The organism is Pseudonocardia alni, from assembly GCF_002813375.1.
In the GTDB taxonomy this organism is placed as follows: Bacteria; Actinomycetota; Actinomycetes; order Mycobacteriales; family Pseudonocardiaceae; genus Pseudonocardia; species Pseudonocardia alni.
Genome location: NZ_PHUJ01000003.1, coordinates 4586041 through 4600899, shown reverse-complemented (window position 1 = coordinate 4600899; position 14859 = coordinate 4586041). Strand labels below are relative to the sequence as shown.

The window sequence follows — 14859 nt, the reverse complement described above, 5'->3', positions numbered from 1 at the left end:
ACCGGACCGGTACGGGCGGGAACCGGACGGGCCCCACCGGCGACCACTTCCGGCGTGCGCCCCCGCACCTCCCCCGCCCCCGAGGAGTACCTGTGATCTCGTCGTTGCCGCTGGCCTGGGCCCTGACGGCGGTGTTCGCCGCCACCGGGTTCTACGCGCTGGCCCGCTGGGCCGCCGCGGTCTCGGAGCGCCGCTCCGCCGCGCACCGCACCGCGGAGCTCGCGCACCTGCTGATGAGCGCGGCGATGGTCGTCATGACCTGGACCTGGTACGGCAGCGCCGGGCTGTGGACCCAGATCGTCCTGTTCTCCGTGCTGGGTGCGTTCTTCCTGGTCACCGCGTCGCGCGGGGTGCCCTGCGGACCCTCGGGGCGGGTCGCGGGTGCGGCGCACGCACTGATGGCCGCGGCGATGGTCTGGATGCTCGCCGCGATGCCGCTGATCATGGCCTCACCGGCGGAGGCCGCGGGCGGCGGTGGTGCCCACGCCCACCACGGCGGCGGTGCCGCCATGGACATGTCCGGGACGGCCCGCGCGGCGGGCCCGGCCGGGTGGGCGATCGCGGTGACCGTGACGCTGTGCGCGGTGCTCCTGGCCGCCGCCGGGTACTGGGGTGCCCGCGCGCTGAGCCACGACCGCGACGCCGGGGACCCGCTGACGCCCGACGACGCGTCCACGACCGACCCGGCCGCCTGCGACTGCGCCGACCCCGCGGCGGCCCCGCAGACCGGTTCCGCGCAGCCGGCCCCGGCGGGGACGGCGACCACGGCCGGGACGGCGGGGGCGGCCACGGCGCTCGCCGAGCGGACCGGGGCCCCTGCGCGGACGGCGGGCCGGCTGGGCGCGCGCTCCGACGCCGCCTGCCACGCAGCCATGAGCGTCGGCATGGTCGTCATGCTCGCGGCGATGGTGGCGGGCTGGTGAGCGCCGGCCTCGACACCCGGCCCGGTGCGCCCGTCCCGCCGCCGGAGCGGCCCCCGCTGTTCCGGGGCCTGAAGGGACTCGTCACCCGGATCCACTTCTACGCGGGCCTGTTCGTCGGCCCGTTCCTGCTGGTCGCGGCGCTGACGGGGCTGCTCTACACGCTGTCGCCACCGATCGAGCGCTGGATGTACGCGGACGCGCTGACCGCCCCGGTCAGCAGCCCGGAGCTCCCGCTGTCCCGGCAGGTCGAGGCGGCCGTCGCGACCCAGCCCGGCCTGCCCGTCACCGAGATCCGGCCGTCGCGCGAACCCGGCGCGACGACCCGGGTGTCGTTCGACGCCGACCTGCCCGAGAGCTACAGCCGCACCGTGTTCGTCGACCCGTACACCGCGCAGGTGCGGGCCACCCTCGACACCTACGCCGAGTGGCTCCCGGCCCGCGGCGTGATCGACAATCTGCACCGCTCACTGCTGCTGGGCGCCCCCGGACAGGTCTACACCGAGCTCGCGGCGTCCTGGCTGGCCGTGCTCACCCTGTCCGGCCTCGTGGTGCAGGTGACCCGCCGGGTACGACGACGCCGGGAGCGGCTGCTGCCGCGGACCGGCGGGTCGTCGCGGTCGCGGCTGCGGTCCTGGCACGGCGCGGTGGGCGTCTGGGCCTCGGTCGGGTTCCTGTTCCTCGCCGCGACCGGCCTGACCTGGTCGCAGTTCGCCGGGGCCAACGTGGGCGCGCTGCGCACCGCCCTGGACTGGACGACGCCGTCGGTCAGCAGCACGCTGCCCGCCGCCGGTGGCGACGCGGCCGCGCCCGTGACGGGTGCCGCGACGGCACCGGTGGCCCCGCGGGCAGTCCCGGCCGTCGCCCAGCGGGTCCTCGACGCCGCGCGCGCCGACGGTCTCTCCGGACCGGTCGAGCTCACCCCGGGCGAGCCCGGCGGGGCCTGGACGGTCCAGCAGACGGTGCGCAGCTGGCCGTCGCAGCAGGACTCGGTCGCCGTGGACCCGGCGACCGGGACGATCACCGACCGGCTCGCCTTCGCGGACTGGCCGGTCGCGGCGAAGCTCGCCCGCTGGGGCATCGACGCGCACATGGGCCTGCTGTTCGGCACCGTCAACCTGGTCGCGCTCGCCGCACTCGCGTCGGCCGTGGTCGTGCTGGTCGTGTGGGGCTACCGGATGTGGTGGCTGCGCAGGCCGACCCGGCCGGACGGGTCGCGCGGACTCGCCGGGCCGCCCGGGTCCCGGGAGCGGCCCTCCCCCGCCGCGGTGGCGCTGGTCGGGCTCGCCGCGGTGCTCACCGGGCTGGTGCTGCCGGTGCTGGGGGTCTCGCTGATCGCGTTCCTGCTCGTCGACGCCCTGGTCGCGGCCCGGCGGGACCGGCAGACCGGCGAGCCGGCGGGCTGACCCGTCCGGGGCGCGGGCGCGCAAGGCCCCGCGCGAGCGGGTAGACCTGGGGTCCCGTTCCCCGCGAAGGAGTCCTCCCGTGTTCCGGACCTCACCCGCCCCCTGGACGACGGCGGACATCCCGCCCCAGCAGGGCAGGACCGTGATCGTCACCGGCGCCACCAGTGGCCTCGGGCTGGAGACCACCCGGGCCCTGGTGCACGCCGGTGCGCGTGTCGTGCTGGCCGTACGGGACACCCTCCGCGGCGAGGAGATCGCCTCCGAGCTCGGTGGCGCGGTGTCGGTACGCCGGCTCGACCTGGCCGACCTCACCTCGGTCCGCGAGTTCGCCGCCGGGTTCGAGGGCACCGCCGACGTGCTGATCAACAACGCCGGCCTGATGGCGGTGCCGTTCTCCCGCACCGCGGACGGATTCGAGACCCAGCTCGGGGTCAACTTCCTCGGCCACTTCGCGCTGACCGGTCTGCTGGCCGACCGGATCACCGACCGCGTGGTGACGCTGTCCAGCGTGGCCCACCGGATGGGCCGGATCGGCATCGACGACCTGAATTTCGAGCGCCGCCGCTACGAGCGCTGGACTGCCTACGGCCAGTCCAAGCTCGCCTGCCTGATGTTCGCCTACGAGCTGGAACACCGGTTCGTGGCGGCCGGGTCGCGGCTGCGGTCGATGGCCGCGCACCCCGGGTACGCGGCGACGAACCTGCAGTCGCGCACCGAGTCCGTCCAGGACGCGCTGATGGGCGTGCTCAACAAGGTGGTCGCCCAGTCCGCGGCGGCCGGGGCGCTGCCGACGCTGTTCGCCGCAACCGTCCCGGACCTGCCCGGCGGGGCCTACATCGGACCGGACGGCATCGGCGAGGCCCGTGGCAACCCGCGTCCGGTCGGGTCCACGGCGGCCTCGCACGACCGACGGATGCAGCGGGCGCTCTGGGAGCGCGCCGAGGAGCTGACCCGGGTCACGTACCCGCTGTGAGCGGACGGTGGTGCCGGGGCCCGGTCGCGCCGGGCCCCCGCACCACCGGGTGTCTCAGAGCTTCGAGACGCGGGTGAAGTTCTCCGGGACGATCAGGTCGTCGCGGGAGAGCTCGTGGATCGACTTCTTGCCCAGGCCCAGCAGCGCCTCGTCGATCCCCTTGTAGAGGATCGACAGGACGTTGGTGACCCCGCGCTCGCCCTGCGCGGCCATCCCCCACAGATACGCGCGGCCGATCAGGACCGCGCGGGCACCGAGCGCGAGCGCCTTGACGACGTCGGCACCGCGGCGGATGCCGCCGTCCATCACGACCTCGACCTGGTCCCCGACGGCGTCGACGATCGCGGGCAGCGCCCGGATCGCGGCCGGGGTGCCGTCGAGGTTGTTGCCGCCGTGGTTGGACACCGAGACCGCGGTGGCGCCCGCGTCGACGGCGCGACGGGCGTCGTCGGGGTGCATGATGCCCTTGATCATGAACGGGCCGCCCCACTTCTCGCGGAGCCAGGCGATGTCGTCCCAGGTCGGCAGCGGGGTGGTCCACCAGACGCCGTAGGCGCCGAAGAAGGTGGGGGCGTCGCCGCCGCCGGGGGGCGCCATGTTCGGGGCCTTGAGGTCCGGGATCCTCCCGGACTTCGCCCAGTCCAGCACGTAGCGCGGCTTGGTGATCATCTCGGGCGCGAACTGCAGCGCGGCCTTGACGTCGACCTTCTCGGGGATGGGCGGGCTGCCCCAGTCGCGGCGGGTGGCGAAGGTCCAGTCCAGGGTCACGATGAGGCCCTTGGCGCCCGCCCGCTTCGCACGCAGGGCGCGCTCGAGGATGTCCTCCTTCGACCCGGCCCAGTAGACCTGGAAGAAGACCTTGTCGTGGACCGCGCAGACGTCCTCGACCGAGCGGGACGCGAACGACGACAGGCCCATCGCCGTCGACACGGTCTGCTCGGGGTTGAGCGGATTCTGGATGTTGGAGCTGTGCGCGGCGCGCGCGACCGCGACCTCGCCCTCCGGGTCGACGGCCTGCACACCGGTCGGGGAGATCATGACCGGGAAGTCGATGTCGACGCCCATCACCGAGGTCTTCTGCTCCCGCTGCGGCGGCAGCCCCGCGATGTGCGGGCGGAAACCGAGCTCGTCGAAGGCGGCGACGTTGTCCGCCAGCGTGATCCCCTGCTCCGCGCCGGCGACCAGCGCGTAGTAGACCGACTTCGGCAGGCGCTTGCGCGCCCGTCGCTGCGCCTCCGCGACCGTCTCGAACCAGTCCTTCGTGCTCGCCATGCCTGCCCCTTCGCAGTCGGAGGTGTGCGCCCGGCCACCGTCGGTCGCGGCCGGCCCGACACGCCGACCGGGTACGAGACGGTCCCACGTGGCGGGTCTCACGGCACGGTAGCGTTTCGGCACCGAGTGCCACAATGACACCCGCCCGCAGCCCGTCCGATCGGCGGGGGAACGACCCTCCGCCCGACCAGCCACGACGCCGTCCCACGCCCGGAGAACGGACCGCGTCCACGACCGGCTGCCACGACTCGTGACGCTCCGCGGTCAGGCCCACTCCGAAGGCCCACCCCGGATCGTGTGGGACGGGAGGCCGGACCGGCCGTCGGTGACGCTCCGCTGTCTCGATACGGTGTGCCCGCAGTCACCGGTCAGCGGGCGGTGTGCCCGCGGCAAGGAGGAGCCGTGTACAGCCACGCGCGGGGTGGGCACGCTTCGGGCGCGACGCCCGCCGGCCCGGTCGGCCACGTGCTGCAACCCGGGTACGGCGCCGCGAGCAACCACCGGCCCATCGGGGTCCCGGGACAGCTCCGCGCCCCGGAGCCGCCGCAACCACCGCCTGCCGCCCCGGCGGGGACACGGCTCACCGTGCTCGCCGTCGACGACGAGGAACCGGCCCTGCTCGAGCTGGCGCACCTGCTCGGCGAGGACCAGCGGGTCGCGACCGTGCTGACCGCGCCGGACGCCACCGAGGCGCTGCGCATCCTGCACGGCTCGCAGGCCGACGCGAACACCCCGACCGTCGACGTGGTGTTCCTCGACATCCGGATGCCCGGCCTCGACGGCCTGGAGCTCGCCCGGGTGCTGAACGCGATGGCCGACCCGCCGCCGGTGGTGTTCGTGACCGCCCACGACGACCGCGCCGTCGACGCCTACGAGGTCGGCGCCGTCGACTACCTGCTCAAGCCGCTGCGCACCGAGCGCCTGTCCGGCTCGCTGGACCGCACCATGGCGCTGCGCGCGGCCCGCCGGACCGAGAGCGGCCCGCCGCCGGCACCGCCGCGCCACGGCGTCGAGCAGGGCGGCAGGCCCGATCCCGCGGCCGCCCGCCGGGGCGCCCCCGCCGCGACCACCGACGACGAGGTGGTGCCGGTCGAGCTGGCCGGCACCACGAAACTCGTCCCCCGCTCCTCGATCCGGTTCGTCGAGGCCCAGGGCGACTACGCCCGGCTGCACACCAGCGAGGGCAGCCACCTGGTCCGGATCCCGGTCTCGGTGCTGGAGGACCGCTGGGGCGAGGCCGGGTTCGTGCGGATCCACCGCGCCTACCTGGTGTCGCTGCCGCTCATCACCGAGCTGCGCATGTCCGGGTCGGGGTACGTGGTCCGCCTCGGCAACGGGCCGGGTGCGGTCGAGCTGCCCGTCAGCCGGCGACACACCGCGGGCCTCAAGCGGATCCTGCGCGGACGTCCGCCGCGTCCGCACCGCGGGCCGGAGGACGGCCCGGACGGACCCGTCGTCCCGCGCTGACGCGGGGTCGCCGACCGCGGCGGGTCACGGCTCGTCGCGTGGCCGACACGCCCGGTCACCTTCGGTTCTGCCGTGCGCGATCCTGTCGCCTAGCCTGGTGACCGGTGTCCATCTCGGGTGAGTCCTCGCACGTCCTGTCCGTCACCAACCGTCGTCGCCGCGCGCGTCCGCCTGCGCTGCTCGTGGCGCTCCTGACCGCGTGCGCACTGGTCGCGGGCTGCTCCGCGAGCGCCGCCGCCCCCGCCCCGGCTCCGGCCGCCCCGCCGTCCCCCGCGCAACCGGCGCCCACCTCCGCCGCGCCCGCGGTACCGGAGCTTCCCGGGGGTGGCACCGAGGTCTTCCCGGGCCGCCGGATGGCAGCGCTCTACGGCCACCCGGGCACCCCGTCGATGGGTGTCCTCGGCGAGCAGGACCTGCCGCGCTCGATCGCCCGCGCGAAGGACCTCGCCGCCGACTTCCAGCCGCTCGTGCGCGAGCCCGTCGTGCCGGCGTTCGAGATCATCACGACGGTCGCCGACCGCGCCCCCGGCCCGGACGGCGACTACTCGGCGGAGATGAGCGTCGACGAGCTGCGACCGTGGGTCGAGCAGGCCGGGAAGGCCGGCGTCTACGTGGTGCTGGACCTGCAGCCCGGGACCACCGACTTCCTGACCCAGGCCAAGCGCTACGCCGAGCTGCTCGCGCAGCCGCACGTCGGGCTCGCGCTCGACCCCGAGTGGCGGCTGGAGCCGGGCCGGCGCCACGGCGTGCAGGTCGGCTCGGTGACCGCGGCCGAGATCAACCGGACCTCGGAGTGGCTGGCCGGGCTGGTGCGCGAGAAGAAGCTGCCGCAGAAGGTGTTCCTCATCCACCAGTTCCGGGTCTCGATGATCTCCGACCGGCAGACCGTGGTCACCTCCCACCGCGAGCTCGCGACCGTGCTGCACGCCGACGGCTACGGCACCCGCCAGGAGAAGACCGAGACCTGGAACGCACTGCACGCCGCACCCCGTCCGCCGGGTCTGTGGTGGGGCTGGAAGAACTTCATCGACGAGGACGAGCCGACCTTCACCCCGCGCGAGACCTACGCCGTCCGGCCCGAGTCACCCGTCTTCGTGTCGTACCAGTGACGGGTATGTCCGCCCTGCCCGGCGCCACCCACCGGGGTGGGTGGCCGCTCACCGAGATCGTGATCACGGCAAGTACCCTCACCGGGACCCGAGCGTCGTCGTCGCCGCCGGGTGCGCAGGCACGTGCCGCGGCTCCTCCGCGCGGCACGGCCGCCCCGCCCGTGCCGACCAGTGAAGGGGGTGCCCCGGGTGGACGAACGACCGCAGGAGGGCTCCCGCCCGACCGGTCCGGACCGGCCACGACGACCCGGCCCTCCCGAGCGCGCCCGCCGCGACGACCGCCCGCACCTGCGGGACGAGGCCCGGCGCGGCACCCCGCCCCGGGACCTCGGTGAGACCCCGCCGCCGAACGACCGTCGCGACACCCCGCCGCCCGCCCGTGGCGGTGCCGCACCACCGCCCGGCCCCGCCGGGCCCCCGGCCCCGCAGTCCGGCAGGCCCGGTGACCGCAGGTCCCCGCAGTCCGGCAGGCCTCCCCAGGAGCAGCCGTCGGGCCCCCGGCGACGACCCGGTCCGCCCGCCCCCGGTACGCCACGGCCGCCCGCCGGTGACCCGCGCCGCGGAACCGGCCCCGCGGCGCGTCCCGGTGGCAGGCCCCCCGGCCCGCCGGACGGTGCCGGGCGGCCCGCCGAGGACGAGTCCTGGCTCCCCCGACGCGAGCGCGAGGCCCGGGCCGCGGCCCGGCGGGCCGCCGCCTGGTCGTCCCGCCCGACCCGGGAGGAGACCCCGGGCCGTGGTGGGCACAGCGACAGCAGGCCCACCGACATCCGTTCCATCCGCGCGACCCGTCGTGGCATCGGTGACACCGTGAAGGTCCCCGGCCGGCCGGACACCGCCGCGGAGCACCGGCGGCACCGCGCCTCCGAGCCCGACGCCCCGCCGGAGGAGCGTGACCGCGCGGCCCGGCTCAGCGGCGAGCTGCCGATCGTCCCGCGCCGGCCCGGTGGCCCGGTCTCCGGTGACGCAGTGCCCGGCGCCGCCGGTGCGTCCGCGCACACGGGTTCGCGTCCGGACGCACCGTCGCGCCCCGGGGGCCCCGCGGTCCCGAGCGGCCCGGGTCGGTCGGGTCCGGGCCAGGCGGGTCCGGGGCCGTTGCCGCCGGGTGGCCCCCGGCGCCCAGGTGAGACCCGTCCAGGTGCCCCCGACCTTCGGTCCGACGGCCGGCCCGACAGCGGCCCGCAGGCCGTACCGGGCCGTTCCACCGCGACCGGGCAGCCCGGCGGCGCCACCGCGCCCCCCTCCGGTGCGCGGTCGTCCGGCACCGCCCGCCCGGACGGCGCCCCCGGTCGGCCCGACACCGGCAGACCGGACGGACCGCAGGGGCGCCCCGCCGACACACGCCCGGCAGGTCCGGGCGGGTCCGCGCCGGAGGCCCCGCGCGACACCTCGCGTTCCGCTCCTCCTCGGCCACCGCACACCGGTCTCGCCGCCGGTGCCGCGGCAGGCACCGCCGCAGCAGGAACCGCCGCAGCAGGCTCGGCGGCGGGAGGCTCCGCGGCGAAGGCCCGGGGCGGCCGCGGTGAGAGGCGCGACGGGAACAGCACGCTGTCCCCGCCCGCCGGCAGGTCGGCCGCACCCGACCCCGCGCGGCGCACCCTCGCCGCCGCGCTCGGACTCACCGTGGCGTCCACCGTGGTGCCCGGCAGCGGACACCTCGCGCTGCGCCGCCGTCGTACCGGTGGGCTGATCCTCGGCACGGTGGTCGCGATCGTCGTCGGGCTGGCGGCGGTGGTGCTCCTGGCCCGGCGCTCGACGCTGCTCCAGAACCTGCTGTCGACGACCACGCTGACCGTCATCGCGGTGGCGCTGGTGGTCGCCGGGATCGCCTGGATCGCCCAGGTCGCGCGGACCTACGCACTGGCCCGGCCGCGCGGGATGCCGCTCGGCCGGAAGATCCTCGGCACCGGGACCGCGGCCCTGCTGTGCCTCACCGTCGCCGTGCCCTTCGGCTACGGCGTCGAGCTGATGAACTCCCAGCGCGGGCTGCTGAACTCGCTGTTCCAGGGCGGCGGGACCTCGGCGGCCGAGGCGCTGGGCAAGCCCCGGCTGAACGTGCTGCTGCTGGGCAGCGACGCCGGCGACGACCGGACCGGTACCCGTACCGACACCATGATGGTCGCCAGCATCGACACCCGTTCCGGCCGGACGACGCTGTTCAGCCTGCCCCGCAACATCCAGCGGGCCGAGTTCCCGCCGGGCAGCCCGGCCGCGGAGGAGTTCCCGGACGGCTTCCACGACCCGTCGCAGCCGTTGTCGGGCGACTACCTGCTCAACGCCGTCTACGCCTATGCCGAGCAGCACCCGGAGATCGCGCCGTCGGGACCGACGTCGTCGCCGGGCATCAACCTGCTCCAGTCCTCGATCGCGTACATGACCGGCCTGCCGCTGGACTACTACCTCGAGGTCAACATGGCCGGGTTCTCCTCGATGATCGACGCCGTCGGCGGAGTCACCGTGAACGTCGGGCCCGAGCCGATCCCGGTCGGTGGCGTCACCGCGTTCGGCAGGCACGTCACCCCGGACCGCTACATCAGCCCCGGGGTGCAGACCCTGGGCGGCGAGGACGCGCTGTGGTTCGCGCGCTCCCGCCGGGACGGCACCGACTACCAGCGGATGGGCCGCCAGCGCTGCCTGATCCAGGCGGTCATCTCGCAGACGACCGCGACCGAGCTGATCTCCCGGTTCCAGAGCATCGCCGCGGTGACCCGGGACAACGTCGCCACCGACATGCCCCAGCAGGTGCTGCCCGCGCTGGCCGTCCTGGCCGACGAGGGGTTCCGGCTGGAGAGCGTCGCGTTCGACCCGTCGCTGCCGGACCCGAACTCCTCGACGGGCTACTTCGTCACCGCCGACCCCGACGTCTCCTACATGCGCGAGGTCGTCCGCAACGCCATCGCCGACCCGGCCCCGGAGCCGGCGCCCGGGACCGCCCCGGCGCTCGCCGCCCCGACGGCGCAGCCGTCCCCGAGCACGGAGTCGTCGCGGTCGTCCTCGGCGAGCGCGTCGCCGACCCCCGACCCGGCCGCGGCGCTGCCGCAGTCGGTCGAGGAGTCCTGCGCGTCGACGGGCGCGGCCGACGTCCCCGCCGGGGGCGAGCCCGGCACGTCGCAGGACCCGTCCGCGACCGGTTCGAGCGGGGTCTCCGGCTCCGATCAGGTCGACGGCCTCCGTCCCGACCAGAACTAGCCCTCCGCGGCCGAGCCCGCCGCACCGGTCGGGCGACCGGGGCAGAGCGCCGCTCAGGCCGTCGCGAACGCCCCGAGCACGTGGTCCGGCCGGATCCCGTCGAAGTGGGAGCGCCAGATCCCGTGGTAGAGGACCTCCTCCTCGCTGCGCAGCGGCCAGGAGTCGGACGGGTGCTCGGGCACCCCGTCGGTGACCCCGGTGTCGGCCGCGGCGGCGGCCTTGCGGGCGGCCAGCTCGGCGAGCACGGTGCCGGCGCCGGAGCCGTCGCCGAACTGCTCCTTGCCGCGCCACAGCAGGTCCTCGGGCAGCCAGCCCTCGAACGCCTCGCGCAGGATCGCCTTCTCGGGGCGGCCGTCCGGGCACTGCTTCCACTCCGGCGGCAGCGCCAGCGCGGCCCGGACCAGGCCGGAGTCCAGGAACGGCTCGCGGGCCTCCAGGCCGAAGTACATGGTGGTGCGGTCGCAGCGCTGCAGGTTGAGGTGGTGCAGCTGCTCCAGCGAGCGGACCAGCTCGGCCTGCAGGGTGTCCGGGTCGGCGTACTCGGGGCCGTGGATGTAGGAGTAACCGGCGAACAGCTCGTCGGCACCTTCCCCGGTGAGCACGACCTTGACCTTCTTCGCCGCCTCGCGGGCGAGGATCAGGTTGGGCACCGCGCTGCGGACCAGGGCCGGGTCGTAGTGCTCGATGACCTCGACGGCGTGGTCGAGGGCCTCGGCGATGTCCTCGGGGGTCACCAGGATCTCGTGGTGGTCCGACCCGATGTGCGCGGCGACCTTGCGGGCCGCGATCAGGTCACCGGACTCGGCGGTCCCGACGGCGAAGGTGGGCAGCTGCTCGCCTCGGGCCCGGGCCTCCTGCGCGGCGATGGCCGCGACCAGCGCCGAGTCCAGGCCACCGGACAGGAACACGCCGACACCGACGTCGGACATCATCCGGCGACGGACCGCGGACACCACGGCCTCGCGCACCCGGGACAGGTCCGCGTCGTCCCAGCCGGGGCGGATCGCGCGGCGTGCCGGGCGGACCTCGACCGGCACGGCGTCGGCGAACCGCACCAGCCCCGACGACGGGCTCCACAGGCAGCCGGGCGGGAACGAGCGCACGTACGGGCGGTCCTCGGGGTCGAACGCGCGGAGCTCGCTGGCGAACAGCACCGTCTCCGACGGGTCCGGCGCGGTGTACGGGACAGCCCCGGACGCACCGCCGCCGCCGTCACGGAGCTCTGCCGGCGGCACCCAGTACAACGGCTTCACGCCGAACGGATCCCGGGCGACGAGCCCGGCGCCGTCGGTGCGCCCCATGGCGACGGCGAACATGCCGTTCAGCGAGGCGACCGCGGCCTGGCCGTCCCACATCACCGCGTGCAGCGCGGCCTCGGTGTCGGACTTGGTGCGCACCGTGCCGTCCGGGAACGCCTTGGCGATGCGCTCGTGGTTGTAGATCTCGCCGTTGCCGACGATCCACGCGGTGCGGGCGGCGTCGGACATCGGCTGGTGCCCGCCGCTGACGTCCATGATCGACAGGCGTTGGTGCCCGAGCCAGGCGTTCCCCACGACCTGCACGCCGGTGTCGTCGGGGCCGCGGTGCGCCACCCGGGCGAGCATCCGCTCGTACTTCCCGGGGTCGGCGGGCTCACCGCCCGGCCACGCCGTGGGTCCACCGAACGCAGCCACGATCCCACACATGGGCTCCATCGTCGCACGGTCGCGCGAACCCGCATCCCGGCTTCCGCTCCCCCACCGTGTGAGTTCGGACTCTGAAAGGCGTTTCCGGAGCGATCCGAATTGCCCCGGCGGCCGTGGGTTCGTACGGTCGGAGACCGGCCAGGACGGCCGCCGTCCACCGCCGACACCAGGACTCAGGGTCCGGAGGCGGGGACCGACACCGGCCATCGAGCAGGTGCGCGGTGATGCCGCGCCAGGACCGACCGACAAGGGGCGGACTCAGGTGAGCACGGCAGAGCACGACGAGCGGCAGGGCCGGCACAAGGTCGTGATCGTCGGCGGAGGGTTCGGTGGTGTGCAGGCCGCCAAGGCGCTCAAGGGCGCCGATGTCGACGTGACGATCGTCGACCGCACGAACCACCACCTCTTCCAGCCGCTGCTCTACCAGGTCGCGACGGGCATCCTGTCCCCCGGCCTGATCGCCCCGGCCCTGCGCCGGGTGCTGAAGAAGCAGAGCAACGTCCGCACCCTGCTCGCCGAGGTCGGCGACATCGACCTCGAGGCCAAGGTCGTCCACGCGGCCGCGCCGGACGGGCAGCGGATCGTGCTGCCCTACGACACCCTCGTCGTCGCCGCGGGCGCCACGCACGCCTACTTCGGGCACCCGGAGTGGGCCGAGCACGCGCCCGGCATGAAGTCGATCGAGGACGCCCGGCTGCTGCGCTCGCGCATCCTGGGTGCCTACGAGCTCGCCGAGGTCGCGACGACCGAGGAGGAGAAGCAGGCGTGGATGACCTTCGTGGTCGTCGGCGCCGGCCCCACCGGCGTCGAGCTCGCCGGTCAGCTCGCCGAGCTGGCGCAGTACGTGCTGCCGCGTGAGTACCGGTCGATCGACACCCGCTCCGCGCGGATCATCCTGCTCGACGCGGCGCCGGCGGTGCTGCCGCCGTTCGCGAAGAAGCTGCAGAACTACACGCGCAAGACCCTGGAGAAGAAGGGCATCGAGGTCCGCCTGAACACCATGGCGACCGGGATGGACGCCGACTCCATCACGGTGAAGGGCCCGAACGGCGAGGAGCGCATCACCGCCCGCACCAAGGTGTGGGCCGCGGGTGTCCAGGCCTCCCCGCTGGGCGAGCTGCTGGCGAAGGCCTCCGGCGGCGAGGTGGACCGCGCGGGCCGTCTCACCGTGGACCCGGACTGCAGCCTGCCGGACCGCCGCGACGTGTTCGCGATCGGCGACATGGTCTCCACCATCGACCGGCTGCCCGGCGTCGCGCAGGTCGCGATGCAGCAGGGCACCTACGTCGGCAAGCTGATCAAGGCACGGGCGAAGGGCGACGACACCACCCCGGCCCCGTTCAAGTACTTCGACAAGGGCTCGATGGCGACCATCGGCGCCCGCGAGGCCGTCGCCGACGTCCGCGGCATCAAGCTCACCGGCTGGCTCGGGTACTTCATCTGGTGCTACGTGCACGTGATGTTCCTGATCGGCTGGGGCAACCGCTTCGGCACGCTCTACAACTGGCTGCGGTCGCTGCGCTACGCCCGCTTCCGCGGGCACCGGCTGATCAGCGTCACCGCGTCCTACGACAAGGCGGTCGACCCGGAGAAGCCGCTGGGCGAGAAGACCGACGAGCGCGCCGAGCTGGACCCGCGGGTCTCGCCCGGCACGCCGCCCGCGCCCGAGCGCCCGGCCGCCACGGGCTGAGCCGGCCACGCACCACGACCGACGCCCGGGGGCACGTGCCCCCGGGCGTCGTCGCGTGCGCGGGTGGGCCGGGGCGTGGCACCGTGATCGGGTGACCCCGGCGATGCAGGTCCTGATGCGCGACATCGCACGGCTCTGGGACACCGCGGCCGACGCGCTCTACGACGCGGGCGACCCCGGCCCGGCGACGGCCGCGCTGGCCACCGACGTGAGCTGGACCGAACTGCCGACCGGCGCCGGGGGCCACGGCCGGGACGCGGTCGTCGCGCACCTGGCCGCCCTCGCCGCGGCCCGGCCGTCCGGGCTGACCCGGACCCGGGTGTCGCGCATCGTCGACGTCCGCCGGGTGGTCGACGAGGTCCGCGTCGGCTTCACCCACGACCGGGAACTGCCGTGGCTGGTGCCCGGGCTCGCCCCCACCGGACGCGCGGCGGAGGTGCTGGCGGTGCAGCTGGTGCGGGTGCGGCAGGGCCGGATCGACGAGGTCCGCACCCTCTGGGACGTCACGGGACTGCGCTCCGTGCTCGACGGGTGAGCCCATCGTCACCGCTTTCGCGCTTTCATGCCGCTGACCTGCGGCAACAGTCCCGCCCCCGCGCCGTGCGACGGGCGGTCGCCCGGGTGCGGTGAGCAGCGCCACGGACGGCGTCGAACAGGGCCGACACGCCCTGAGGAGGGGGTTCCCGCAGGTCGTGGCGATGTCTCTGCCAGTCTGTACCGCGATCGGAGATGGCAGTCCACCCCGGTGAGCGGGGTGCGTGAACCGAGAGGAGTTGTCAGCGATGGCTCTGCCCACCCTGACCCCGGAGCAGCGCGCCGAGGCGCTCAAGAAGGCGGCTGCGGCCCGTACCGCCCGCAAGGAGCTCCGCGACAAGATCGCCAGCGGCGAGGAGACCATCCCCGCGGTGCTGGGTCGCGCGAAGACCGACCAGATCGTCGGGAAGACCAAGGTCGCGGACCTGCTCAAGAGCGTCCCGGGCTGGGGCCCGGCGAAGGTCTCCAAGGTGATGGAGGAGGCCGGCATCGACGTGTCGCGCCGTGCCGCCGGCCTCGGCGACCGTCAGCGCGCCGCGCTGATCGAGAAGGTCGGCTGACCTTCCCCCAGCTCCTCGCGACGGCCCGGTCCGCACACTGTGCGGACCGGGCCGTCG

At 75.0% G+C, this 14859-nt stretch carries 11 protein-coding genes; 9 read left to right on the top strand and 2 right to left on the bottom strand.

The genetic code is table 11. The features are described from left to right. Nucleotides 1-92 precede the first annotated feature (92 nt). The 3 genes from ATL51_RS22720 (at nucleotide 93) to ATL51_RS22710 (ending at nucleotide 3299) form a co-directional block, all read left to right on the top strand. On the top strand, nucleotides 93-923 hold the full coding sequence (locus tag ATL51_RS22720) for a DUF5134 domain-containing protein (RefSeq protein ID WP_100879881.1): 831 nt from the start codon (nucleotides 93-95) through the stop codon (nucleotides 921-923). Then, nucleotides 920-2326: a PepSY-associated TM helix domain-containing protein gene (locus ATL51_RS22715; RefSeq protein ID WP_301549136.1), complete on the top strand. Its 1407-nt coding sequence runs from the start codon at nucleotides 920-922 to the stop codon at nucleotides 2324-2326. The genes ATL51_RS22720 and ATL51_RS22715 overlap by 4 nt, the downstream gene beginning before the upstream one ends. Before the next feature lie 79 nt (nucleotides 2327-2405). Then, nucleotides 2406-3299 carry an oxidoreductase gene (locus ATL51_RS22710; RefSeq protein ID WP_100879880.1) on the top strand — a complete coding sequence of 298 codons (894 nt, stop codon included), beginning with the start codon at nucleotides 2406-2408 and terminating at the stop codon, nucleotides 3297-3299. 54 nt (nucleotides 3300-3353) lie between these two features. On the opposite strand, the gene mftD is transcribed toward ATL51_RS22710, so the two are convergent. Further along, nucleotides 3354-4571 carry a pre-mycofactocin synthase MftD gene (gene mftD / locus ATL51_RS22705; RefSeq protein ID WP_062400817.1) on the bottom strand — a complete coding sequence of 406 codons (1218 nt, stop codon included), beginning with the start codon at nucleotides 4569-4571 and terminating at the stop codon, nucleotides 3354-3356. A gap of 585 nt (nucleotides 4572-5156) precedes the next feature. Between mftD and ATL51_RS22700 the strand changes: the two genes are divergently transcribed. From ATL51_RS22700 to ATL51_RS28440, 3 genes are all read left to right on the top strand, one after another. Further along, entirely contained in the window at nucleotides 5157-6038 is an 882-nt protein-coding gene (locus tag ATL51_RS22700) for a LytR/AlgR family response regulator transcription factor (protein WP_208623195.1), read from the top strand. Nucleotides 6039-6142: 104 nt separating this feature from the next. Further along, nucleotides 6143-7147 (top strand): hypothetical protein, encoded by a 1005-nt coding sequence (locus ATL51_RS22695; protein WP_246352668.1) that lies wholly within the window; start codon nucleotides 6143-6145, stop codon nucleotides 7145-7147. A gap of 1620 nt (nucleotides 7148-8767) precedes the next feature. After that, a complete protein-coding gene (locus ATL51_RS28440; RefSeq protein ID WP_157818490.1) occupies nucleotides 8768-10333 on the top strand; it encodes an LCP family protein in 1566 nt (521 codons plus the stop codon). A gap of 53 nt (nucleotides 10334-10386) precedes the next feature. Here the strand turns inward: ATL51_RS28440 and ATL51_RS22685 are convergent, their stop codons facing one another. Then, entirely contained in the window at nucleotides 10387-12027 is a 1641-nt protein-coding gene (locus ATL51_RS22685; RefSeq protein WP_308292881.1) for an asparagine synthase-related protein, read from the bottom strand. Between the two features lie 253 nt (nucleotides 12028-12280). Here ATL51_RS22685 and ATL51_RS22680 point away from each other — a divergent pair, with 253 nt between their 5' ends. From ATL51_RS22680 to mihF, 3 genes are all read left to right on the top strand, one after another. Then, nucleotides 12281-13708 (top strand): NAD(P)/FAD-dependent oxidoreductase, encoded by a 1428-nt coding sequence (locus tag ATL51_RS22680; protein ID WP_100879877.1) that lies wholly within the window; start codon nucleotides 12281-12283, stop codon nucleotides 13706-13708. 91 nt (nucleotides 13709-13799) lie between these two features. Continuing rightward, complete coding sequence (locus ATL51_RS22675; protein WP_100879876.1) at nucleotides 13800-14243, top strand: nuclear transport factor 2 family protein; 444 nt, start codon at nucleotides 13800-13802, stop codon at nucleotides 14241-14243. A 247-nt stretch (nucleotides 14244-14490) separates the two neighbouring features. After that, on the top strand, nucleotides 14491-14802 hold the full coding sequence (gene mihF, locus ATL51_RS22670; RefSeq protein ID WP_020621796.1) for an integration host factor, actinobacterial type: 312 nt from the start codon (nucleotides 14491-14493) through the stop codon (nucleotides 14800-14802). Nucleotides 14803-14859 lie beyond the last annotated feature (57 nt).

What these genes read in the sequence shown, in the direction of transcription:
- mftD (WP_062400817.1), bottom strand. Translation starts at nt 4,571, where the DNA reads ATGGCGAGCACGAAGGACTGGTTCGAGACGGTCGCGGAGGCGCAGCGA.
- ATL51_RS22685 (WP_308292881.1), bottom strand. Translation starts at nt 12,027, where the DNA reads ATGGAGCCCATGTGTGGGATCGTGGCTGCGTTCGGTGGACCCACGGCG.
- mihF (WP_020621796.1), top strand. Translation starts at nt 14,491, where the DNA reads ATGGCTCTGCCCACCCTGACCCCGGAGCAGCGCGCCGAGGCGCTCAAG.